At 47.5% G+C, this 22,951-nt stretch carries 22 protein-coding genes; 16 read left to right on the plus strand and 6 right to left on the minus strand.

The window, feature by feature from the left end; translation table 11 throughout:
• The first annotated feature begins 13 nt into the window (after positions 1–13).
• The 4 genes from KOG47_RS01050 to KOG47_RS01065 all read left to right on the plus strand — a co-directional run bounded on the left by KOG47_RS01050 (position 14) and on the right by KOG47_RS01065 (position 3,653).
• On the plus strand, positions 14–1,063 hold the full coding sequence (locus KOG47_RS01050) for a DUF871 domain-containing protein (protein WP_214690416.1): 1,050 nt from the start codon (positions 14–16) through the stop codon (positions 1,061–1,063).
• 55 nt (positions 1,064–1,118) lie between these two features.
• The gene (locus KOG47_RS01055; protein WP_031422148.1) at positions 1,119–1,622 is read left to right on the plus strand and encodes a YwhD family protein; all 504 of its coding nucleotides are present in this window, start codon (positions 1,119–1,121) and stop codon (positions 1,620–1,622) included.
• A 156-nt stretch (positions 1,623–1,778) separates the two neighbouring features.
• The gene (locus KOG47_RS01060; RefSeq protein WP_074035617.1) at positions 1,779–3,056 is read left to right on the plus strand and encodes a dicarboxylate/amino acid:cation symporter; all 1,278 of its coding nucleotides are present in this window, start codon (positions 1,779–1,781) and stop codon (positions 3,054–3,056) included.
• A gap of 63 nt (positions 3,057–3,119) precedes the next feature.
• On the plus strand, positions 3,120–3,653 hold the full coding sequence (locus KOG47_RS01065) for a TVP38/TMEM64 family protein (protein ID WP_251131785.1): 534 nt from the start codon (positions 3,120–3,122) through the stop codon (positions 3,651–3,653).
• Here KOG47_RS01065 and cls read toward each other — a convergent pair.
• The 4 genes from cls to KOG47_RS01085 form a co-directional block, all read right to left on the minus strand.
• Positions 3,629–5,158 (minus strand): cardiolipin synthase, encoded by a 1,530-nt coding sequence (cls, locus tag KOG47_RS01070; protein WP_260563897.1) that lies wholly within the window; start codon positions 5,156–5,158, stop codon positions 3,629–3,631. The genes KOG47_RS01065 and cls overlap by 25 nt on opposite strands.
• A 55-nt stretch (positions 5,159–5,213) precedes the next feature.
• Positions 5,214–5,564, minus strand: a complete 351-nt coding sequence (locus KOG47_RS01075) for a hypothetical protein (protein ID WP_074035622.1) — start codon at positions 5,562–5,564, stop codon at positions 5,214–5,216.
• A gap of 65 nt (positions 5,565–5,629) precedes the next feature.
• Complete coding sequence (locus tag KOG47_RS01080; RefSeq protein ID WP_214690418.1) at positions 5,630–6,814, minus strand: chloride channel protein; 1,185 nt, start codon at positions 6,812–6,814, stop codon at positions 5,630–5,632.
• 175 nt (positions 6,815–6,989) lie between these two features.
• Positions 6,990–7,928, minus strand: a complete 939-nt coding sequence (locus KOG47_RS01085) for an EAL domain-containing protein (RefSeq protein ID WP_215243618.1) — start codon at positions 7,926–7,928, stop codon at positions 6,990–6,992.
• Between the two features lie 201 nt (positions 7,929–8,129).
• Between KOG47_RS01085 and speE the strand changes: the two genes are divergently transcribed.
• The 4 genes from speE (at position 8,130) to KOG47_RS01105 (ending at position 11,382) form a co-directional block, all read left to right on the plus strand.
• Positions 8,130–8,969, plus strand: a complete 840-nt coding sequence (gene speE, locus KOG47_RS01090; RefSeq protein WP_012727429.1) for a polyamine aminopropyltransferase — start codon at positions 8,130–8,132, stop codon at positions 8,967–8,969.
• Complete coding sequence (speB, locus tag KOG47_RS01095; RefSeq protein ID WP_012727428.1) at positions 8,966–9,847, plus strand: agmatinase; 882 nt, start codon at positions 8,966–8,968, stop codon at positions 9,845–9,847. The genes speE and speB overlap by 4 nt, the downstream gene beginning before the upstream one ends.
• On the plus strand, positions 9,848–10,207 hold the full coding sequence (locus KOG47_RS01100; protein WP_031422162.1) for a Na-translocating system protein MpsC family protein: 360 nt from the start codon (positions 9,848–9,850) through the stop codon (positions 10,205–10,207).
• A 218-nt stretch (positions 10,208–10,425) separates the two neighbouring features.
• Positions 10,426–11,382: a sodium-dependent bicarbonate transport family permease gene (locus KOG47_RS01105; protein WP_159563011.1), complete on the plus strand. Its 957-nt coding sequence runs from the start codon at positions 10,426–10,428 to the stop codon at positions 11,380–11,382.
• Positions 11,383–11,438: 56 nt separating this feature from the next.
• Here the strand turns inward: KOG47_RS01105 and KOG47_RS01110 are convergent, their stop codons facing one another.
• Positions 11,439–12,191, minus strand: coding sequence for a homing endonuclease associated repeat-containing protein (locus KOG47_RS01110; protein ID WP_012727425.1), 753 nt, complete (start codon positions 12,189–12,191; stop codon positions 11,439–11,441).
• Positions 12,192–12,587: 396 nt separating this feature from the next.
• On the opposite strand from KOG47_RS01110, the gene KOG47_RS01115 reads away from it, so the two are divergent.
• The 8 genes from KOG47_RS01115 to KOG47_RS01150 are packed head-to-tail and all read left to right on the plus strand — an operon-like array spanning position 12,588 to position 22,144.
• Positions 12,588–14,498, plus strand: a complete 1,911-nt coding sequence (locus KOG47_RS01115; protein ID WP_214690420.1) for a polysaccharide biosynthesis protein — start codon at positions 12,588–12,590, stop codon at positions 14,496–14,498.
• Positions 14,495–15,523, plus strand: coding sequence for an NAD-dependent epimerase (locus KOG47_RS01120; protein WP_031422166.1), 1,029 nt, complete (start codon positions 14,495–14,497; stop codon positions 15,521–15,523). The genes KOG47_RS01115 and KOG47_RS01120 overlap by 4 nt, the downstream gene beginning before the upstream one ends.
• Entirely contained in the window at positions 15,523–16,866 is a 1,344-nt protein-coding gene (locus tag KOG47_RS01125; RefSeq protein WP_196431293.1) for a phenylacetate--CoA ligase family protein, read from the plus strand. The genes KOG47_RS01120 and KOG47_RS01125 overlap by 1 nt, the downstream gene beginning before the upstream one ends.
• A 17-nt stretch (positions 16,867–16,883) precedes the next feature.
• The gene (locus tag KOG47_RS01130; protein ID WP_215243619.1) at positions 16,884–18,236 is read left to right on the plus strand and encodes a phenylacetate--CoA ligase family protein; all 1,353 of its coding nucleotides are present in this window, start codon (positions 16,884–16,886) and stop codon (positions 18,234–18,236) included.
• A gap of 26 nt (positions 18,237–18,262) precedes the next feature.
• Complete coding sequence (locus tag KOG47_RS01135; RefSeq protein WP_196431291.1) at positions 18,263–19,588, plus strand: nucleotide sugar dehydrogenase; 1,326 nt, start codon at positions 18,263–18,265, stop codon at positions 19,586–19,588.
• The gene (locus tag KOG47_RS01140) at positions 19,576–20,706 is read left to right on the plus strand and encodes a glycosyltransferase family 4 protein (protein WP_012727419.1); all 1,131 of its coding nucleotides are present in this window, start codon (positions 19,576–19,578) and stop codon (positions 20,704–20,706) included. Before KOG47_RS01135 ends, KOG47_RS01140 begins: the two co-directional genes overlap by 13 nt.
• Before the next feature lie 33 nt (positions 20,707–20,739).
• On the plus strand, positions 20,740–21,489 hold the full coding sequence (locus KOG47_RS01145; protein WP_078147699.1) for a hypothetical protein: 750 nt from the start codon (positions 20,740–20,742) through the stop codon (positions 21,487–21,489).
• 4 nt (positions 21,490–21,493) lie between these two features.
• On the plus strand, positions 21,494–22,144 hold the full coding sequence (locus KOG47_RS01150) for a hypothetical protein (protein WP_078147698.1): 651 nt from the start codon (positions 21,494–21,496) through the stop codon (positions 22,142–22,144).
• 9 nt (positions 22,145–22,153) lie between these two features.
• Here the strand turns inward: KOG47_RS01150 and KOG47_RS01155 are convergent, their stop codons facing one another.
• Positions 22,154–22,918, minus strand: coding sequence for a MerR family transcriptional regulator (locus KOG47_RS01155; protein ID WP_196431288.1), 765 nt, complete (start codon positions 22,916–22,918; stop codon positions 22,154–22,156).
• Between the last annotated feature and the right edge of the window lie 33 nt (positions 22,919–22,951).

The raw sequence follows: 22,951 nt of genomic DNA on the forward strand, positions 1-22,951 counted from the left end.
AAGGTGGATTCATATGAGAGGGATTTCAGTGTACTTAGGCGATGAACTGACACTTGATTCGATGGCTTGGATGGAACGCATGCGAGAGGCAGGGTTTACGAGCATCTTCACGTCGCTCCATATTCCTGAAGACGATCCGACAACTTATACGGAACGACTTCAGCAATTAGGTGCGTTGGCAAGTCGTCTAAAGATGGAACTCGTGGCGGATATCGCTCCATCGTCTCTACAGGCACTCGGTAAGACTTGGGATGATGCTCATGCGCTGTTGGAGTGGGGTGTCACCGGGTTACGTGTTGACTATGGTGTCACACCGAAACAAGTTGCGGATTTATCACGACATATGATGGTCGCCCTCAATGCGAGTACGCTCACGGAAGCAGAGCTTGAAGAGATGCTACGACAAGGGCTACGACGTGAGCATGTCGAAGCGTGGCATAACTTTTATCCCCGTCCGGAAACAGGACTCGAGCGTTCTTGGTTTGATGAAAGAAACGACTGGTTACATGCGCAAGGAATACGGGTACAAGCATTCATCCCTGGAGATGAACGGTTACGTGGCCCCCTTCATGAGACATTACCGACACTCGAGATGCACCGCCACCAATCTCCGTTTTCGTGTTATATCGATTTACAAGCGAGGGTCGATCGAATCTTGATTGGAGATCCATGTATATCCAATCAGACGATGCGACAGTTTCGGGAGTACGACGATGGCGTCATCGTTCTTCGAGCGACCACACGAAATCATGATGATTCGGTTCCAACCAGTCACACGAATCGGATGGACCCAGGCCGGGACGTCATCCGTTCGGTCGAATCGAGAGCGTATGGACGACCTGGGGACCATTTGATTCAACCGCGAGATACAGAAGAACGAGTGCTCGGCAGTATCACGATCGACAATGAACGTTACGGTCGTTATGCAGGGGAACTGCAAATAACGAAGCGGGATTTGCCGGCAGATGAGCGCGTCAATGTCATCGGAAGGATCATTGAAGAAGATCGTTCATTAATCCAACAGATCGGTCCAGGGGGACGCTTTCAAATCGAGTGGGTGTGACTCAGGATTGCCACCATCCTATATCATTGTGTACAGTAGAGAGGGAGGGTGGAACATGAAAGACATTAATTTTAATATTATTTCAGACGATGCGACGGACGGACACGGTGGTTTTGGTGTCGGTTCGCTTAGTTTAAATAACATGTCTCCGGTCATCATCGATGTCGAAGAAGGCGTTGCAACAATCGATATGGGAGCGATGCACGCCAAGTCTGCCATCGAGAAACGGATTAAGTTTTTGACGGACCCGGAAGCGGTACCGAACGGGAAACCGTATTGGATCGTGTGGGTGACGGTCGGTCGAAAACCGGAAGGCTTTTATTATGGCGGTGTCGCGGCATGTGACATGTTAGTTGACGTGGAAGCGAGACGGGGTTATAAATTATTACCGTATCACGTTAATCAAATGGATAAATCGTTAAAGGGTCGGATTTTAATCGACATGATGGACGCTCCGTCCCGCGACGTTTTAGCGAACTTCTTACAAGAACATCGCCCTGAGATTTGGGCAAACTCGACTGAACTTCATGCAGAGCTCGAGCGTGTAGACGCTGAGTAAAAAGATTGGACGAATTTTCGTCTCCAATCTTTTTTGTTTCAAGTTTTTGGGAATTTCAAGAGAATTTGTAACTGAAGAGATATTCAGTTGTAATTGTATGAAAATTCAGTATTATGATATACTGACTACATTGTGAAAAAAAGAAAGGGTGATACGATGAGCGAAACGAAAAAAATCTTAATCGGTCTCGCGCTAGGTGTTGTTGTTGGTCTCGGATTGGCGGGCTTGCCGGATAATGTTTATGAGATTGTGAATCCGTATATTTTATCTCCGGTCGGAACGATCTTTTTGAATTTAATTAAAATGTTAGTCGTACCGATTGTCTTCTTCTCAATTATTTTAGGCGTCATGGGTCTCGGGGACCCGAAAGAACTAGGTCGAGTCGGGTCGAAGTCGATTCTGTTCTTCTTAGCGACTACAGCGCTCGCGATCATGTTAGCGATGGGTGTTGCATCCGTCTTACAGCCAGGGGAGCGTGGGGACTTCCAAACGACAGGTCTTGAATTTGAATCAACAGCGACCGAGGAATCGTCTAATATCGTACAGACATTCGTCAATATGATTCCAACGAATCCGATTACGGCGCTCGCTGAAGGAAACATGCTACAAATCATCGTCTTTGCTGCATTGATTGGGTTTGCGCTGATTGCCCTCGGGGACAAGGCGAAGACGTGGCGTCAATTCGTCAAACAAGGCGATCGCATTATGATGTACTTGATTCATCTTGTGATGAAGCTCGCTCCATACGGCGCATTCGCATTGATTGCTTCTGCAATCGGAGGCATCGGTCTCGACGCGGTTGTCGCAATGGCGTGGTATATGATTGCCGTCGTCTTGACGCTATTCTTACATGCAACGATTGTCTACGGGGCAGCGGTTTACTTCATCGGGAAGATGAGCCCAGTCTTCTTCTTCAAGAACTTCTATGAGGCGATGACGTTCGCGTTCTCGACTTCTTCGTCAAATGCGACGCTTCCAGTATCGATGGAAGTCGCACAGAAAAAACTCGGTGTGCCGCGTTCGATTTCGTCGTTCGTACAGCCACTTGGGGCAACGGTCAACATGGACGGAACAGCGATCATGCAAGGGGTTGCGACGATTTTCATCGCGCAAGTGTTCGCTTCTGACTTAACAATGACTCAGTTGTTGACGGTCGTCATCACAGCGGTCCTCGCTTCGATCGGGACAGCGGGTGTACCGGGAGTCGGACTTGTCATGCTTGCGCTCGTCCTTCAGTCAGTCAACTTACCGGTAGAGGGAATCGCTCTCATTATCGGAGTAGACCGTATTCTTGATATGCTTCGCACATCAGTCAACATCACGGGGGATGCGGCATGTGCGGTTGTCGTTTCGAAATTGGAAGAAAAACATTTACCACCAGTCGACGAAGACTCGTGGGATGAAGCCGGTGCAACCTCTTCATCATCGCTATGATATAGTAAAGGATCATGACGACATGTCATGGTCCTTATTTTGTGAATAGAAAGAGTGATTGTTATGGAATGGGAACTGCTCCCGCTCCCTTTATTTTTGATGATCAGTATTTTACTGAATAGTGTGATTGCGGTCGCCGGTGTCCTCCCTAGTGCTTTTTTGACAGCCGTCAATGTGAGTGTCCTCGGTCTCGTGCCGGGCATCCTCGTATCGATTGTCGGGGAGGCAGTTGGCGCCGTCGTGAGTTTCATCCTTTATCGGAAAGCCCTACACCGTTATGTTTCTCCGAATGGTAGCCGATTCCAACGGCTTCGGGAGTCCGAAGGAGCCGAGGCTTGGTTTCTCGTCCTCGGGATGCGTCTTATGCCATTCGTTCCTTCTGGTCTCGTCACGTTATCGGCGGCGTTCAGTCGCATGACGCTCGCCTCGTTCGCAGTAGCAAGTACGATTGGAAAGATTCCTGCCTTGATTATGGAAGGACTGGCGGTGACGGCAGCGATGCAGTTAACGATTGGATGGCAATTGTTTTTAGTTGGTGTCGTCGCCATGACGTATCTTGTTTGGCGAATGCGTCAAAGGAGTGGCGAGAAAATGTGACAAAACGCTTCGACGAAACGTTTGCCGGTCGTCTTTTTCCGCAACATGGTCCAATCGATTAAAATGGATTCTTCAAAGTCCTTCAGGAATGCCTCGTGCAGTTCTTGAATGGATGTAGTATCGAATTGGGCAATCATCATCTCGTGGTTTAGAAACATACTACGAAAATCGAAGTTGGCTGACCCGACGAGGGCAACTTTGCCATCAATCAGTAGTGTTTTCGCATGGATAAAATGGCGATTGTATTTATAAATTTTGATATTGCGCTTCAACAATTGTTCAAAATAATACTCGGTCGCATGGAAGCTAAACCATTCGTCTCCTTTGCCCGGTACAACGATTCGGACATCGATGCCACTACGACCTGCGACTTCAAGAATGGCCAATAGTTCAGGTGGGGGGACAAGGTATGGGGTGGTGAGCCAAATCGATTCTTTGGCATCCATCAACAGACGCATGAGTCCATCGCGAATCGTGACGTCTTTACCAGGCGATGTGACGAGTAGTTGTGTCGCACCGTTTTGCCCTTTCGGTTCATTCACAAAGTACTGAGAGAGGTGCTCTTCATCTGCGAACAAATCCCATGTTTCATCACTCGTCCCTTGTCCTGCGTATAGCCAGTTCTCGACAAAGAGCTGTTGCAATTCTCGGACGAGCGGACCTTCAAGACGGAGATGGGTGTCACGCCAAAAACCGAGTTTATCATTCTTCCCAAGATATTCATCCCCGACATTCAACCCGCCTGTTAGCGCGATTCGCCCATCCACGACAATCAGTTTTTGATGATTGCGGAAGTTGGCGTTAAACACCAGGTACGGATGCAAAACGGGGTCGAACGCCTGAACGTGGACACGGGACTCCCGTAACGGTTGGATAAACTCTTCCCCGATTTCTTGGCTACCGAGTCCGTCATACAGAAAGCGGACAATGACATTTTCATTCGATTTTTGAATGAGGGCGTCTCTAACTTTTAACGAAATGTCATCCGTCCGAAAGAGGTAGTATTGGATGTGGATATGATCGGTTGCACTGTTGATGGCGTCTAATAATGCATCAAATTTCTGTTCACCGTTGACGAGCAGTTTAGTCGAAGTATGACCATCGGCACCGGATGCGCCTAATTTTTCGAGTGTCCGTGTCAACGGGTAAGACGACACAATATCAGGTGAAGTTTCAATTTTCTCGCTTTCGATTGCTTGCCGTAGCATCCGGATCTCTGATGACGTTCGTTTGAAGCGTCGATGACGGCGTGGCGTACGGCCAAACATGACCCATGCCAAGACACCGATGAATGGAATGAAGAAGACGGTCAGTAACCAGGCGAGCTTCCCTTGAGGTTGTACTTGGTCAAATAGAATTTGCCATCCGACGACGAGCGGTGCGATGATGGCGATTCCAATTAATATAGGAATAAGGACGTCGAGCCAGAACAAGAGACCGATAAGCAAGATGACACTGATCACCATGATGATCAGTTGAATTACGCGACGTTTCAAAGGAAACACCACCTTTCTATATTTCGATGAACGATGAAAACGAGGGGGAATTCCCCCTCGTTTTTTAGTACACGCTGTTCAAAACAGCATTGATTTCATCCGCATAGCGAACGAAGAAGTACACATTCACTGCGAGAGAGAACAAGACGAGGAAGAGACCAAACTGTGCTTTGACCCGATTCCGATTCCAATAGTAGAAGACGGACAAGAGCACTGCCAGTCCTACGAATAGAGCGATGACTTCAACGATTCCCCAGACGATATCCTTGGACAAAAACATGTCGACGATTGTCATGACGACATAAATGAAGACGACAATCCCCATAATCACGACTAAAATAGCTAAAATGATGCTAATCCAATCCGAACTAACTGCGTCAATTAGGTTTTCAATGGCCATTTCATATTCGCTCACAACCGTTCCTCCTTTCGAGAGAGTGCATAACTATTCATCTCTTACCCTTTTTTCAATATCTAAAATCAAGCTTTCGCTGGTGAATGGATGAACGATGGAAGTGGAATTTTTGAAACGATTGCAACGACTGCGAATACATAGAGCCAACTATTCGGAGGGAAAAAGAGAACGAGTAGTACGATAATAGCCAGCGGTTGTCGCATCGCCGTCGCCAGTAAGGCGCTCGTCGTCAAGACGACGGAAAATGTCATATCGATGTCAAACAGTAAACTGAAGAAGTAACCGAGCGTGAATGAAGAAAAAAGAAGAGGATAGATGTGCCCACCACGCCAACCAGTCGCTAAACAGAATGCGGTAAAAAGCAGTTTCAGTACACTAAATAAGAGAAGGGTATAGAGAGGAATCAGTCGCCACTCGTCGATATACTCAAGAATAGTTTCTTCTCCGGAGAAGAGGAGGTCCGGATAAAGAAGAGCCATGATCCCGATTCCGACTCCACCGAGCGTTGTAAGCAATAAGATTGGTATGTTTGAAAAAAGTCGCATCAATGCATGTTCACTCACCAAATAAAGCCAGCCGAGAACCATGCCGCCAAGAACAATCAATAACATCGTCCAATCGATCTGGACACTTTCAATCGCAGGGAACTTAATGATGAACGGGGGACGCTCATCCAATTGGTTCAATAAATAAAACGTCCCAATCCCGGCGAGTGTCGCCAGAAGGTTTAGCATCGGTTGTTTCTTCTGCTCGTTCTCCTCAGCCGCAATCGCACCAAATAGTGGCGCGTTGAAGACAATCCCGAGCACGACGGCATGACCGACTTCTTGTAATTCACCTAACTCTTGACGAACATAGCGGATTCGCTCGGAGAACCATGTCGTGAGTCCGCCGACGATGCCGACGAGCGCGGCCTCAGGACCGAGGCTTGCACCTCCGATGAGAACGAGGAGGGCGGTCAACGTTGTGAATCCAATCAAGCGATAGTCGATACGACCGGTATCTTTTCGTTCTTCCATCACTTCTGGCATGAGACGAGGCATTTGCCCATACCGACGTTGCAACAGACCGATGCTTACACCAGCGATGACCGGTACGAGAAACAGATAAAACGGAATATCAAATTGCTCAGGTACCGTATGCCATACAACGTGAATCCCTTTATAAACGACGGACAAGAAAAGCCAACTTACTAAACCGATGATGATTCCTAGTACGATTGCATAGCCACTGACAATCCATGATTTCATCTACATATCCACCTCTTTCGCTCCCGTCAACCTTCTATAATATGCTATCTCCTGAACATCTCTGAACGAAACCTAAAAGTAGATGAAACAATAAGGAAGTGATCATAAGGGACCGGTAAATGAAAAAACACAGGATGACGACGAAGTCGATTCCTGTGCTTTTGAAAGTGATGACTTATGCGATTTCAATCTTGTATTGATTGGCAGGGGCCGGTTTTCCGAAGAAATATCCTTGCGCTAAATCGAATCCGAGCTCACGACAGACATCTGCCTCTTCCATACGTTCTACTCCTTCAGCAAGAAGGGTGATGCCCATCGAATGGGTTAACGCACGCACTTGTTTGAGGAAAGCGCGTTTTTCAGCGTCTTCATCACAAAACGAGATATAGGAACGGTCAATTTTGACATAGTCCGGTTCGAGCCGCTTCAACATATCGATTGTCGAGAAGCCTGCCCCGACATCGTCTAATGCTACTTTCATCCCTCGCTTTTTATATGTCGAAAACACGTGTTGGAGATGATCCACGTCATGTACCTTCTCCGTCTCCACGACTTCAAAGATAAAGCGGTCCGGGCTGAGGTCATATCGGTCAATGATGTCAAACGTGTGCTGGAGACAATAGTCCGGGTTATAAATGGTCGAAGGTAAGAAGTTGATGAACGTCTTTTGCTGAGGAGCAACGGCTTCAAACGTTGCTTTGATTGCTTCCGCGCGGGCACGTTGATCGAGTTTCGAATGGAGACCGAAACGGTTTGCCGTCCGGAATAGGTCACCAGGTGAAATGTTGGCGCTACTGCGGAGGAGCGCTTCATATCCGAACGTTTCCGTTGAATCGAGGAAGATGATCGGTTGGAGGTGACTCTCGAACGTGCCGTGCTGAATCTGTTCAATGATGTGCCGATGCGCAAGCTGATCTTTTAGTGCTTCGACCTCGAGCGGAGGCGTCTGACTTTTCGAGTTATAATCGACACAGTAAACCGTTCCTTCCGCATGCAGAAGGAGCGTATCGAGTTCTTCAAACGTTTTGTAAGAGTATTCCTTGAATTGCGTGACGAGTGTTCCTTGAGCAATCAAAGGAATTGTTGTGTTACAAGAAGCACAGGGTGACCACATACTATTCCACCTTTCGATTCAGAATTGGTTCAATCAGTATATCGGCAACGTCTCACAAAAAACTCACATTCAAGACCGATTCCGCAAAAAAATCGTGCAAAATGGGTACAGGTTTTGTATACTTCCTATCGTATGATTAAGAAGCGCCTCAAAACGCCACTCGCATACGAACAACTTTTTGAACAGAAAGGGGTTCTATCGATGGACCAAAAATTAAAGTTATGGTTTACGGAGCACCAAACAGAAGATTACGGGATTACGTTCCGTGTAAACCACGTTTATGAGAGCGAACAAACGGAGTTTCAACGACTAGAGATGGTCGAAACGGACGAGTTCGGAACGATGTTGTTACTTGACGGGATGGTCATGACGACGGATAAGGACGAATTCGTCTATCACGAGATGGTCGCACACGTCCCACTCTTTACACACCCGAATCCGAAGCATGTGCTCGTAGTCGGTGGGGGAGATGGCGGTGTCATCCGTGAAATTATGAAACACCCATCAGTAGAAAAAGCAGTTCTCGTGGATATCGACGGGAAAGTCATTGAATATTCGAAGAAATACTTACCAAATATTGCGGGTGAGCTCGATAACCCGCGTGTTGAAGTCATCGTCGGTGACGGATTCATGCATATCGCGAAGTCAGAAAACGAGTACGACGTCATCATGGTCGACTCGACTGAACCGGTCGGACCAGCAGCCAACCTCTTCACAAAAGGTTTCTATGCAGGGATTTCAAAAGCGCTCAAAGAGGATGGCATCTTTGTGGCTCAAACGGATAACCCATGGTTCACACCAGAACTCATCCAAACGGTTCAACGTGACGTGAAGGAAATCTTCCCAATCACGAAGTTGTACACAGCAAACGTACCAACGTACCCGAGTGGCATGTGGACGTTCACGATCGGTTCGAAGAAATACGACCCGGAACAAGTATCAGCTGAGCGGTTCCATGACATCGAAACGAAGTACTATACGCCGAAGCTTCACAATGCAGCGTTCGTTCTTCCGAAATTCGTGGAGGACTTAACAAAATGATTAAGCGTTTCGATGAAGCCTACTCAGGTAAAGTGTTTATCGCCAGCCTCCCAGAGGTGACAGAGGCGAAGACGGTTCTTTACGGGATGCCGATGGACTGGACAGTCAGCTTCCGTCCAGGCTCGCGTTTCGGTCCGAACCGGATTCGTGAAGTATCGATTGGACTCGAGGAATATAGCCCGTATTTAGACGGTGACTTGGCTGATGCCGCGGTGTACGATGCAGGAGATATCCCGCTTCCATTCGGGAACGCACCGAAGTCGCTCGATATGATCGAGGCGTTCGTCAAAGATGTCGTCAAAGCAGGCAAGTTCCCACTCGGCATGGGCGGTGAGCACCTTGTCACATGGCCGATCATCAAAGCGATGCACGACGTTTACGGCAACGACTTTGTCATCCTCCACTTGGATGCGCATACGGACCTTCGAGATGAGTATGAAGGCGAGCCGCTCTCACACTCGACTCCGCTCAAAAAAGCGGCAAACTTGATTGGACCATCGAACTGCTATTCGTTCGGAATCCGTTCAGGGATGAAAGAAGAGTTTGAGTGGGCTCGTGAAGTCGGCTACAACATGCATCAATTTGAAGTGATCGAACCACTCAAACGCGTCTTACCGACACTCGCTGGCAAAAAAGTATACGTCACGATCGACATCGACGTCCTCGACCCGTCAGCGGCACCAGGGACAGGGACGCAAGAAATCGGTGGCATCTCAACGAAAGAATTGCTCGAAGCGGTACATGCCATTGCAAACGCAGACCTCGACATCATCGGTGCAGACCTTGTCGAAGTGTCACCGGCATACGATCAGTCAGATATGACTGCCATCGCAGCAGCTAAGATTCTTCGTGAGATGATGATTGGATTCGTGAAGTAAATGCGGAAAAAGGGTCAGCTGGAAATGGAACTGAGCGCTCGGATTACCCAATGGGAGAAAGAATATTTGGGTCGCGGGTCATTGACGTGTAAGGCAGACCTGCTTCGAGATCTCGCCATCGTCACACTCCAAGGCGTGTTGACGCCGGCCGAGTATGATTTGGCTACCAAGTCTTCAGGTCGCGAGCAATTGAAGAAATATCGCAACAATCTCGTCGAATCAGGGCGGAGTCAACTCGAAACGATTGTCGGACAAGTACTCGGTCGTTCGATTGTCTCGCTCCATACGGACATCAGTACGAAAACAGGGGAGCGTCTCATCGTGTTTCGTCTAGATGCCCCTTGGGATCAAACCGATTGACAATGAAACGCCACCTTCTTAAAATGAAAGGCAGAGACGTATAGAGAATCGACTGGACGAGTCAAGATGAAGCGTGCTTTCGAAATCTTGTTACGGAGCTACTGACCAATTCAATAAACCGACAGTTGTCGGCCTGACGGAGCGATTATTCGAGCCGTCGGCATACAGCGCACGCCTTCTTTAGGTGTGCGCTTTTTTGTCGCCAAGGAGGAAGATGTATGGAATTGTTTTTATTTTTATTGACGAGCGCCCCGGTACTACTGTTTGTGACGGGCGTTATCGCCGCAGTCGGAAAATCAAACTTAAAGATCCCGGATTCATTGAGTACGACGCTCAATATTTACTTACTGCTTGCTATCGGACTGAAGGGAGGTATGGGACTCGCCTCGGTATCTTTTGAAGACATCGCATTACCGCTGACCGTGACGCTGTTGATTGGGATTTTGCTACCGCTTCTCGCATTCTATGTCGGAGGAATGTTCAAATTCTCATTCCCTGAGCGAATTGCCATGGCTGCGACGTTCGGCTCGGTGTCACTCGTCACCTATGTAGCAGCATCGACACAGCTCGAGCGTCTCGGGATTGCGTACGAGCCGTTCATGACAACACTAGTCGTCGTCCTTGAAATTCCCGGCCTGATTGTGGCGTTACTGCTGTATAATCAGACACACGTGATGGGAATCACGGCTACGTCAGGGAAGGCGAACTCTCTATCGGTGTTGCGGGAGAGTTTGTTCTCGAAAAGTATCCTCTTGATGTTTGCAGGTCTGATTGTTGGACTGGTGACACCAGACGCCACACCGCTCAAACCATTTTTCGTCGACTTGTTCCCGGGCGTTTTACTCTTATTCTTACTAGGTCTAGGAATGAAAGTCGGACAGCAGTTGAAAACGGTCCCGTCATATGGACTAAAATTTATGATGATGGGGATGGTGTTTCCGTTAGTCGGAGCACTTGTCGGCTTTATTGCAGCGGGGATTGCCAATTTATCTGACGGCGGAACAATCCTCTTGATGACACTCGCAGCGAGTGGGTCGTATATCGCCGCTCCCGCCATGTTACAAGCCTCGGTCCCAGAAGCGAAACCATCATTTTATTTGACCCTTTCGCTAGCTGTCACGTTCCCGTTCAACCTGTTAGTTGGAATCCCGCTATACATTGCGATCGTCACATGAAAAAAGCGTCGACTCGAAAAGAGTCGGCGCTTTTTGTATGAGTTCATCTGTATGGATTACTGTTTTACTTTTTGTTCCTCCATACATTTTAAAGCAGCCGTCCAGCTTCCGAATAAGGCATTGATTGTCGATGTACTTGGAACATTTCGACCTTCGGCCCATTTCCGGTAGTGGAGGATACTAAAATGTGGTAGCTCTGTTTTGGCTAACTGCAAGGCATCAATGACATCTTCCTCATCCCATTTACGTTTCGGAGGAGCGATATCCAAGACAAATAGCGCATAGCTCCATGATCCGTATTTGCGAGCGATCGTCGCTACCGTCGGATAGCCTTTTTCCTGTGCCCAAACGGCGTAATGTTGGGACGTGAGACGCTCTAACTTTTCGGAGGCTTCAATCAAGGCTTGAATGATCCGTTCTTCATTGTTCCGTACCGTTGTCGTTTGAAGCTTGGCTTCACGTAACGCATTCGACCACGAACCGAACCGGCTGCTGATCAGCGTCAAAGAAGGGGCTTGCGAGATTTTTGCCCAGGCACGATACGTTTGGCTCGTGAAGAGTTCAAGTTCTTCTGAGGCCTCAATCAGTGCGGTCAAAATATCTTCATCTGAATAATAACGATACAACATCTTAATCTCCGCCGCTTGAACGGCTTCCCGCCAAGAACCAAATTTGTAAATCACGGTCGATAGGGAGGGGACGTCTTTGTTTCGGGCCCATAGTGTGTACTGTTTTGTGTCAAATTCTTCAAGTTCATTCGCTGCTTGTCTTAGGCATGAGAGGATCTGTTGCTCTGTCCATCGTTTCATCGTGATGTCTCTCCTTTTCAGAAGCAAGTCGTGGCTTCAAAGGTCATGGTGTGGTTAAACAATGGTGGTCCTGAAGGAAAGCTAGAATATGTGTCCGGTGACGAGATATGAAAAGGGAGGAACCTGAATCGATTGACTACTTTGGGAGAATGCAACATTCGCAAAATCTCAAAGTGAAAATAATCCAAATGTCCTACCTTCTACTTCCCATAATACCCATATAAATTAAAAATATTCACAAAAGAAAGTAAAAACTCATTACACATTTGTTAAACCGTTTCATGACGAAATGTCATTCGTATCAAAAAGCTATTCTTTTCTTTTGGATTGTGAATCTTGAACGGGTACTTATCTAGCATCAACTCGAAGCTGATTGGGATGGAAGGTGGTGAAAGGATGAGTACTCCAACTGTTCGGTCTCCCATTGATCGAAAAAATGCGCTCTTGATGTTACTCGATATCACGATTGCAGGGCTCGCGATTTTCGTGACGTTTGACCTATTCTTTGCAAATGATCCGACGGTAACATCTGACCCGCTAGATTTGATCACGATCCTCGGATTGAAGACGCTCGTTCTTCTCATTTTAGGATGGGTGACTCGGGTATACCGAATCGACTGGCGATACGGATCGATGCGTGAATTGCAATTACTGGCGATTGTGTTGGTCATGAGTGACACGTTCGTCTTATTCGCATCATACGTATTATTGGATGGCTTTTCCTATCAAGCAATTTTTATTCAAAGCTTACTCGCATTTAACGGAATGTTATTTATCCGACTCGTCGCTAGGACACGATCGTTTTTCCGATTTCACGCACCGGTGTCGAATGGAAAAGCTACCTTGGTTATCGGTGGTGGGGAATCGGGTCAAAAAATCATTAAAGAACTGAAAGAGCATCGAACGAATGTGCTGCATGTGGTTGGGGTGTTGGATGATAATCCATTGCTTCACCGTCTCTACATTCACGGGACACCGGTCATCGGTTCAATCGATTTATTAGAACGCAAAATTGAAGAGCTGAATATCGAAGTGGTTGTGTTGGCCATTCCTTCTCTTCCATACGGAAATCGAGTACAACTTTTGAAACGAATTGAGAAGACAGGCGTCGAATCCCATGCACTGCCAATGCTTGCGGAACTCGCATCCGGAAAAGTCTCATTAAATGAGATTCGAGAAGTGGCCATCGAAGATTTGCTCGGCCGTGAACCGGTTCAGCTCGATGTTTCGGAGATTTCTCAAACGTTGAGTGGATTAACCATTTTCATCTCCGGTGCAGGAGGCTCGATTGGTTCAGAGCTTTGCCGTCAATTGATGAAATTCAATCCTGGCAAACTCATCCTGTTTGGACATGGCGAGAATAGCATATATGCAATCGATCGCGAACTCCGCTTACTCGGGTCTGATACAGAGATTTGTCCCGTCATCGGTGACGTCCAAGACCGGGCGCGGGTGATGGAAGTGTTTGATCAGTATCGACCGGACGTTGTCTATCATGCGGCAGCTCACAAGCACGTTCCGCTCATGGAAGACAATCCGAGAGAAGCAGTGAAAAACAATATTTACGGAACGAAGAATATGGTCGAAGCCGCCGATTTCTTTGAAGTGAAGCGGTTCGTCATGATCTCTACGGATAAGGCGGTCAATCCGACGAACGTGATGGGTGCCACGAAACGAGTAGCAGAAATGATTGTCCAACAGCAGGCTCGCCACAGCAAAACGACATTCTCGGTCGTTCGTTTCGGCAACGTCTTAGGAAGTCGTGGCTCCGTCGTTCCGCTCTTTAAAGAACAAATTCAACGGGGCGGACCCATTACGGTGACGCATCCAGAGATGACCCGATACTTTATGACCATCCCGGAAGCGAGTCGCCTCGTCATTCAAGCAAGCGTGCGCGCAAATGGGGGCGAAGTGTTCGTACTAGATATGGGGAATCCCGTCAAAATTGTGGACTTGGCGAAACGGATGATTACACTGAGCGGTTTCACCCTCGAACAAATCCCGATTCATTTCAGTGGCATTCGTCCTGGTGAGAAGCTGTTCGAAGAACTGCTCGCAACGAGCGAACATACGAATCAAGTATATGAAAAGATTTTCGTCGGTTGTACAAGACCCTTTAAATCGGTTGATCCGATTTTGAAAACGATTGAATATCTACTCGATCAATCGAATGGACTCACTTCTTTCTTGTTGTTTGTCGCAAACAACGAACTGCCAGAAGAAGTGATGGAAAGTATTTTTGCGCCACAAATCGAACCGGTACGCATGCGAGTCAACGAGTCAACGCAAAGGAGGAAGTCGTTATGAAAAAAACAGTTCTCGTGACCGGAGTGGCCGGGTTCATTGGTTTTCATCTAGCTCGACGGTTGCTAAAAGAAGGACATCATGTCATCGGGATCGATGTGGTCAATGATTATTACGATCCGAGATTAAAAGAATCAAGACTTCATGTGTTGACGCATCCTCGTTTCAAACTCTATCGTGATGCCCTCGAAAATAAGATGGCAATCACGCGTGTCTTCGAAAAAAACCAACCCCAAGTCGTGGTCAATTTGGCGGCTCAGGCCGGTGTGCGCTACAGTCTAGAAAATCCAGATGCTTATATTCAATCCAATATCGTTGGTTTCTTGAACATCTTGGAGGCTTGTCGCTTCTATCCAGTAGAGCAATTGATTTATGCCTCATCTAGCTCGGTTTACGGATCAAATCAGGCGATGCCATTTTCCGAACAACACCCGGTCGATCATCCGCTATCCTTGTATGCGGCTTCGAAGAAGGCGAATGAGTTGATGGCTCATACGTACAGCCATTTGTTCGGTCTAAAAACGACGGGGTTGCGATTCTTTAGCGTCTATGGGCCATGGGGGCGTCCCGATATGGCACTTTACAAATTTACGGAGGCGATTTTAAAAGGCGAACCAATCGATGTATACAACTATGGTGAGATGGAACGAGATTTCACATACATCGACGACATCATCGAGTCGATTGTCCGACTTATGGATATCGCACCGTTGGCAGATGAGGAGTTTGACTATGAACATCCTCTACCTGACCGGAGTGACGTTCCGTTTCGTGTCTATAACATTGGAAATCAGCAACCGGTATCCTTGATGGACTTTATTCGGACGATCGAAGAGCGAGTCGGGAAAAAGGCCATCCTCCGCTTGTTACCACTTCAGGCGGGAGATGTACCCGCGAGTTTTGCCGATTCCTCCTCTTTGTATGAATCGATTGACTTTCAACCACAGACGTCGATTCGCGATGGCGTAAACGCGTTTATCGACTGGTACATCGCCTATCATCAAGTGTTGAAGGAGGGCATCGAGTAATGGGGATTTTACAGGATCGGATTTATGCACACTCACCGATTCGCCTCCAAAATTGGCTGGTTTCCTTATATGGAATCAAGTTATATCGGGAGCGATACGGTCAGTATTATGAGCAGGAATTGGAGCGACTGAGACGTGCTCCAAATGAAGCGTCACCTGATGCAAAACTCAATCATTTGAATCAATTCCTACAGTTTTGTAATCAACACAACGTGTACTATCAGCGACTCTTCAAAAAACACGGGGTTACCTTACCCTTAAAGAGCTTAGAAGACTTTAAGCGGATTCCCCCTTTGGAGAAAGAGACGCTTCGAACGGATGAGACCATCTTTTCTAACCTTCATGCCCCGATCATCGGCATGACGGGCGGGACGACGGGTAAATCGATTCAGGTTCGTTTCACCGAATACGATTATCAAATGCGAATGGCGCATCTCGATTTTTTTAAAGAACAACATGGTTTTCGCCGTGGGATGAAGCGAGCTAGTTTTACAGGACGGATGATTTGTCCAGGTAATCAAAAGAATGCGGTGTATTGGCGGTATAATGCCCCGATGAAGCAAATGCTCTACTCGGTCGTGCATTCGAATCCGACGACGATTCCACACTACATCGATTCGTTGAACGAATTTCAACCGGCCGCACTCGACGGTTCACCTTCCGATATGATTGAAATCGCAAAATATTTGAAAACCCATCAAAAGACATTATCGTTCCGACCGGTGGCTTTATTTCCGACCTCGGAGACGCTCACACCATCCGGACGCTTGTTGTTAGAAGAGATGTTCCAAGCGCCGGTTTACGATCAATATGCTTCTTCGGAAGGGGCTCCTATCGTTACGGAGTGTGAGTGCGGGAAGATGCACTTACGCCCTGAGATGGGAATCATCGAGACGGATGCATTTGGAGAGGCGCTCGTCACCAGTTTCACGACGCACGGAACACCGCTGATTCGCTACCGCATTGGCGATCGGATGACCCTCAGTGAAGCGATGTGTCCATGTGGTCGACAGGACACCATTATCGAGTCAATCGATGGTCGTCAAATGAACTATGTTGAGACGCCGGAAGGCTATAAGGTGTTTGAAGGAGATTTGACCGCAGCGGTCGGCGTACTACCGAACTCTATTATTCAAATTCAAGTGTTGCAACACAAAATAGACGAAATTGAGATGCTGTACGTGAAGGATGAAGCACGATTTGAGCCTGAACATGAAATCGCGCTCCAAAAAGAAGTCGAGCGTCTGTTTACTTCACGAATGAAAGTTCTTTTACGAGATGTGAAAAGCATCAAGAAAGAAAAGAACGGAAAAGTCCGAGTCGTGAAACGACTCTACACTTAGCGAGAGGAGACTACACCATGGCAGGGTTTGCGCTTCGTGATTTATACATGAAATCACCGATTCGATTACAACAATGGATGACGACATTGTATGGAATGAAACTATGGCAAGAACGGTATGGACGCACATATGAGCGTGAGTTAGTCGTTTTAGCCAATCGTCCCAAAGATGGGGCAGTCGTTGCAGCCGATCAATTGAAGCGACTCAATGCGTTTCTCGAATTTTGTGCGACGCACAATGCATATTATCAAAAACTGTTTGAAGAAAACGAGATTGTTCTTCCCCTTCAATCGATGGAAGAGTTGAAGCGCATCCCGATCCTCGAAAAAGAAACAGTTAGGAAAAATCCGGACATCCATTCTAACATCAAAACAGATATTCTTGGTCGAACCGGTGGAACGACAGGGACGTCCTTGCAAGTCCATTTCACGAAAGAAGACTATCAAAGACGTATGGCCCACGTTGACTTTTTCAAAGCGCAACACGGGTTTACCAGAGGAATGAAACGAGCGAGTTTCACAGGACGGAAAATTTGTAATCCGAATCAAGAAAAACCTGTATTTTGGCGCTACAATCGACCGCTCAATCAGATGCTGTTCTCGCTCTATCATGTCAATCCTCAGACTATCCCTCATTACATCGACGCATTAAATCGATTCAAACCAATTGTATTAGACAGTGCACCGTCTGCCATGATTGAAATCGCAAAATACATCAAAGAGAATCAGATTCCACTTGAATTTCAATTAATGGCTATTTTTCCGACAGCCGAAACGATTACGCCTCAAGGAAGAGCCATCTTAGAAGAGGCGTTTAATGCCCCGGTCTTTGATCAGTACGCGTCTTCTGAGGGGGCACCGATTTTAACGGAATGTACCCATGGGAATATGCATCTCCACCACGAAACAGGCGTGATCGAGTCGTATGGGGATCACGAAGAAATTTTAGTGACGAGTTTTACGACCCATGGGACACCGCTCGTCCGTTACCGGATTGGCGATCGGATGAAAATTGGAGAGGGGACATGTGCTTGTGGACAGGGAGGAACGTTCGTCACTTCCATTGAGGGACGCGAAAGCAATTATGTACTCACTCCAAACAAACAAAAAATCTATGAAGGGGATTTGACGACCGTTGTCCGAGTATTACCCAACTCGGTTATCCAAACGCAGTATCGGCAACATGATTTGTATCATATCGAACTAAAATACGTCCCGGATCTGGAACGCTTCAAGCCAGAACATGAAGAGATTATGAGGAGCGAGTTGGAACTACTGTTCGGTAAAGAGGTCATGATTACGTTGACCCCCGTGCAATCAATTCCTCGGGGACCGAATGGAAAAGTCATTGTGATTGATAAAACCGCATAATTCCGAATCTCAGGAGGCAGATGGACATGGATAAACTCATCTCAGAATCACGTACAACACGAAAAACCATTGCCAATCGTCACGTAGCTGTAGTCGGATTAGGATATGTCGGACTCCCTGTCGCTGTTGCGCTAGGTGGCGTAGGAGACGTCATCGGAGTAGACATCAATGAAACGCGTATCAATGAGCTTACCCTTCATCTCGACAGCACGCGAGAAGTTGAATCAGTAGACCTTGAGCAAGCAGCGGTCTTATATACGACGGATGTCGCCAAACTTGAAGAGGCGGATTTCATTATCGTGGCTGTGCCGACACCCATCAATGATCAAAATCAACCAGATCTAGGACCGATTTGTAGCGCGACTCGTGCTGTTGGAGCGCATTTGCGACCGGGCACGATTGTCGTATACGAATCTACGGTCTATCCGGGACTGACAGAGGAAGAGTGTATCCCATTACTTGAAAAAACATCGGGTCTCCGGGCCGGGATTGATTTTAAAGTCGGCTACTCTCCAGAACGAATTAATCCAGGCGACCGTGAGCATACATTCCGCACAATCAAAAAAGTCGTAGCTGCCGAGGATGAAGAAACACTCGATGTGGTAGCGGCTGTTTATGAGACGGTAGTCGATGCCGGCGTTCATCGTGCTTCCTCGATTAAAGTGGCTGAGGCGGCCAAAGTGATCGAGAATACACAGCGAGATTTGAACATCGCGTTGATGAATGAATTGGCCATCATCTTCGATCGCATGAACATCGATACGCTCGAGGTGTTAGAGGCTGCCGGGACGAAATGGAACTTCCTAAACTTCCGACCAGGTCTAGTCGGTGGACATTGTATCGGCGTCGACCCATTCTATTTGACGATGAAGTCTGAAATGCTCGGTTATCATCCGGAAGTGATTTTAGCAGGTCGTCGAATCAACGAGACGATGGGACGTTTCGTCGCCACATCATTGATAAAAACGATGATTAGTCAAAACATGGCCATTCTCGGATCGCGCGTAACGGTCCTCGGGATGTCCTTCAAAGAGAACGTCAGTGATATCCGAAATTCGAAAGTGGCTTCCTTGATTCGAGAGGTCGAGGAGTTCGGCTTAGAAGTGCAAGTGTGTGACCCGCTCGTCGATCCGGAAGAGGTACGACGAGAGTATGGAATCGATGTCAAATCATACTGTGACTTAAAACCAGCGGATGTCGTCATCTATGCCGTGTCTCACGATGAATTCGTTCAAGAGGGTTGGACGATTGCGAAACGCCAGCTGAAGTTAGGTCGTGGCATCGTCATTGACTTGAAAGGCATGCTCGATCGCGCGATGAAGCCGGAGGAGGTGCACTTATGGCGCCTTTAAAGATTCTCCAGTTCTGCGCTGTCGATATGACAGCGGATGTGTTGCTACGTCCTCTCATTGAGTCGCTGAAGGCGGAAGGACACGAAGTCGACGTCGCGTGTGCTTACGGTGATCGGACGGATCGTCTTCGGGACGAAGGATGGGTCATTCATACGTTGCCAATCGATCGAAAGTTTAGCCCGAAGCGTAATCTACAGACCATTCAAGAGTTGGTGAGGTTATTGCGCCGCGAAAAATATGATGCCATTCACGTCCACACCCCGGTGGCCGCAGCGTTAGGAAGAGTTGCGGCCCGCATTGCCAGGACACCACATATTCTCTATACCGCACATGGATTTTACTTCCACGAACGAATGGGTCGAATCGCATACGAACTCGTCTTCTGGTTAGAGAAATCACTCGCGGCATTAGCGACCGATTGGTTGTTGCTCCAAAGCGAGGAAGATTACTCACTCGCTAAAACAAGACATTTCAAAGAGGACGAACGATTGATGCATCTCGGAAACGGGATTGATTTAAATCGATTTTATCCGACAGAGAAACACATTTCCCCAGAACATTTAAAGTTCTTGTTTGTCGGAAGGCTCGTTCAAGAAAAAGGAATCCTAGATTTACTTCAGGCGTTCGATGAACTGACGAAACGCTATCCGAACGCGACGTTGACGATTGCTGGAGAGTTGATGACGAGTGAACGTGATCAAGAGACGGCGAAACAAGTCGAGGCGCATTTAGCCCAAAATCCACAGATTCATTACGCCGGATTCGTTCGGGATACCCCCTCTTTATTTGCAGCACACGACGTCTTTTTACTTCCCTCTTATCGTGAAGGATTGCCACGCTCTATTCTTGAAGCCATGGCGTCCGGATTACCTGTCATCGCTACCGATATCCGTGGCTGTCGAGAAGAAGTCACGGATGGGGAAACCGGCTTTCTCGTTCCGGTCGGTCGACCTGAGGCACTGACCTTGGCGATGCGCTGGTTCATTGAACATCCTGAACAGTGTTATTCATTCGGGCAACGTGGTCGCGAAGTGGTCGAAGAAAAATTTGACGAAACGAAAATTTTAAGTCGTCAACTTCACCTGTTCGCACAAATTAGTAGCCGTGAAGTGGGATGAACCGATACGTCAATCACGTAAGGGGGAGGCGACATGGGAAAGCAACAACTGATTGATCACTTACAAGAGGCTTCTTCGGACGGTCGCCTCACCATCTACATGTATCAGAAATGGCAAAAGATTCACGGCGGGGCAACCGTGGTGGAATTATTGGAAATGTACGGATCATGGTCGAATGTACTGCGTTTGGCTGGGTTGGAACAGCAAACGCCACGGTTCACAAAAAAAGAAATGATTCAAATGCTTCGTGAAGCGGCGAAAGAGCATGATTCATTCAATAGTGCCGATTATCGAAAGTGGGCCATGACCAATGATGCACCGACGTTGACAGAGGTCGTCATTCAGTTCGGATCGTGGAAAGTGGCACTGATTGAGGCGAATTTGAAGAGTATCATCTCGTTCGATCAAAAATGTGAAATCATCCAATCGTTACTTGATGCCAATGAAGAGCTTCATCCATTAACGTCGACCGCTTATGCCAAATGGGCCAAGCAGAACCAACGTCCGAGTATCACGAAAGTGGTGAGGCGTTTCGGGTCTTGGTCCCAAGCATTAGACGAGATTGGCATCTCAACGCGAGAGCTGTTCACGGAGAAGCAAATGATGGACGCGCTACACGAGGCAGATGAACATTTGACCGCTCTCTCACCATGGGGTTATGAAGTGTGGCAAAAAGAAAAGGGCAATCGTCCGACATTAAAAGACATTCAACAAATGTTTGGTTCATTTGATGTGGCGGTCCGAGAGATGCGTCAAACCGCAAACCAAAGTGGAGGGAGATGAGAAAATGCGAGTTGTACTCTGCACGGGCGACCACTGGAGTTCAACACTTGTCTATCAAGCGATACGGGATTTAGGCGTCACACATGTGATCATGGAAGATGGTCCGACACCGACTCATGTCAACACGTGGAAAGAACTTCTGACACAATCGTACATTTCCTTCCTGACTCCCATAATGCGGCGGTTCAGTCGAGAACGAATCGCGGAGTTGCAGTCGCGGTATGCTTTCTGTGACGATTCGATTCCGGAACAGCGTATGACGCGTGTCGTTTCCTTACAAGATAAAAAAGCGGAACATACGATTCGACACCTGCAACCGGACGTCATCATCATGTACGAAGTTGCGGAAATGAACGAACGATTGTTACAAGAAATGAACTGTCCCATCTTAACCATCACCCCATCGATGGCAGTGGGACAACGAGAAGCATATTGGGGATTCCATAACCACACATCGAGAAAAGAAGTTCGACTTTGCCAGTGGACGAAGAAAGGATGGACCCCACTAACGAGTGAAGTAATCTATACAGGTGGAACGGACAACTTCTCGACCTTCCCTTATATTTATTTGGCGACGAGTCTCCCGATGTTACAAAAACATCTTCAAATAGGACCGCAAGAAGACACCGAGCGACGAAAAAAAGTCCAAGCCTGAGGCTTGGACTTAACTGTTAGCGATACAATAGTATTGGATGGCCTCGTTATAATACGCAGCGAGCCCCGGCTCGAAGCGATCATAAAATGCGGTGAATCGTTCATCCGTCACATACATCTGTCCGAGTCCACTGAACATATCGAGTGAACAGTCGTAAAAGTGTGTGTCGATGAACAGATGATTGTCTTTCACAATCGATTGAACTCGGTCGTCATCGATTGCGATTTGTGAACGAAATAAATCAACGAGTGGCGCAATCAAATCGAGTTGCATTTGATTGATGCGTTCCCAGTCCGCTTTCGATCGCTTCTGCGCACGTTCTTGTGCTGTCTTGTAAGCTGAAGTCTCTCCCCAACGTTCCTGCACTTCCTCTTGATGTTTCGCCTCGTGAGCTTGAATCTCCTCATAAGATAATCCATCAAATAATGACTTGTCATCCATTGGAATCCCTCCTTTGAGTGAGGTGAGGGTCGCTTCTGCCGTCTCGGCAAGCTGAGCGAAATAGGCTGCTTTCTGTCGCAACGCCTCGATATGTCCACTCAACACATCAATCCGGTTGAACGTCGTTGAATCAAGCAATTCTCCGATTTGATCGAGAGGAACATCGAGCGTGCGATAGAGTAAGATGAGTTGCAACCGTTCCGCATCGCGCGAAGAATAACGCCGATAGCCGTTGGCGTCACGGTTCGCAATGAGAAGACCGATTGCGTCATAATGTCGAAGCGTTCGCGTTGTCGTTCCAGCGAGTGACGCAAGTTGTTGAATCGAATACATCCCTTCACCTCCTTAGTCAAAGCGTAAAGGTTG

It is taken from the genome of Exiguobacterium sp. s121 (genome assembly GCF_018617245.1).
Classification (GTDB): Bacteria; Bacillota; Bacilli; order Exiguobacteriales; family Exiguobacteriaceae; genus Exiguobacterium; species Exiguobacterium profundum.

Coding starts and splice junctions, on each gene's coding strand:
- KOG47_RS01130 (WP_215243619.1), top strand. CDS start 16,884: ATGGCAGGGTTTGCGCTTCGTGATTTATACATGAAATCACCGATTCGA.
- KOG47_RS01050 (WP_214690416.1), top strand. CDS start 14: ATGAGAGGGATTTCAGTGTACTTAGGCGATGAACTGACACTTGATTCG.
- KOG47_RS01080 (WP_214690418.1), bottom strand. CDS start 6,814: ATGAAATCATGGATTGTCAGTGGCTATGCAATCGTACTAGGAATCATC.
- speB (WP_012727428.1), top strand. CDS start 8,966: ATGATTAAGCGTTTCGATGAAGCCTACTCAGGTAAAGTGTTTATCGCC.
- KOG47_RS01140 (WP_012727419.1), top strand. CDS start 19,576: ATGGCGCCTTTAAAGATTCTCCAGTTCTGCGCTGTCGATATGACAGCG.
- KOG47_RS01085 (WP_215243618.1), bottom strand. CDS start 7,928: ATGTGGTCACCCTGTGCTTCTTGTAACACAACAATTCCTTTGATTGCT.
- KOG47_RS01055 (WP_031422148.1), top strand. CDS start 1,119: ATGAAAGACATTAATTTTAATATTATTTCAGACGATGCGACGGACGGA.
- KOG47_RS01150 (WP_078147698.1), top strand. CDS start 21,494: ATGCGAGTTGTACTCTGCACGGGCGACCACTGGAGTTCAACACTTGTC.
- KOG47_RS01065 (WP_251131785.1), top strand. CDS start 3,120: ATGGAATGGGAACTGCTCCCGCTCCCTTTATTTTTGATGATCAGTATT.
- speE (WP_012727429.1), top strand. CDS start 8,130: ATGGACCAAAAATTAAAGTTATGGTTTACGGAGCACCAAACAGAAGAT.
- KOG47_RS01100 (WP_031422162.1), top strand. CDS start 9,848: ATGCGGAAAAAGGGTCAGCTGGAAATGGAACTGAGCGCTCGGATTACC.
- KOG47_RS01120 (WP_031422166.1), top strand. CDS start 14,495: ATGAAAAAAACAGTTCTCGTGACCGGAGTGGCCGGGTTCATTGGTTTT.
- KOG47_RS01105 (WP_159563011.1), top strand. CDS start 10,426: ATGGAATTGTTTTTATTTTTATTGACGAGCGCCCCGGTACTACTGTTT.
- KOG47_RS01135 (WP_196431291.1), top strand. CDS start 18,263: ATGGATAAACTCATCTCAGAATCACGTACAACACGAAAAACCATTGCC.
- KOG47_RS01145 (WP_078147699.1), top strand. CDS start 20,740: ATGGGAAAGCAACAACTGATTGATCACTTACAAGAGGCTTCTTCGGAC.
- KOG47_RS01125 (WP_196431293.1), top strand. CDS start 15,523: ATGGGGATTTTACAGGATCGGATTTATGCACACTCACCGATTCGCCTC.
- KOG47_RS01060 (WP_074035617.1), top strand. CDS start 1,779: ATGAGCGAAACGAAAAAAATCTTAATCGGTCTCGCGCTAGGTGTTGTT.
- KOG47_RS01110 (WP_012727425.1), bottom strand. CDS start 12,191: ATGAAACGATGGACAGAGCAACAGATCCTCTCATGCCTAAGACAAGCA.
- KOG47_RS01115 (WP_214690420.1), top strand. CDS start 12,588: ATGAGTACTCCAACTGTTCGGTCTCCCATTGATCGAAAAAATGCGCTC.
- KOG47_RS01155 (WP_196431288.1), bottom strand. CDS start 22,918: ATGTATTCGATTCAACAACTTGCGTCACTCGCTGGAACGACAACGCGA.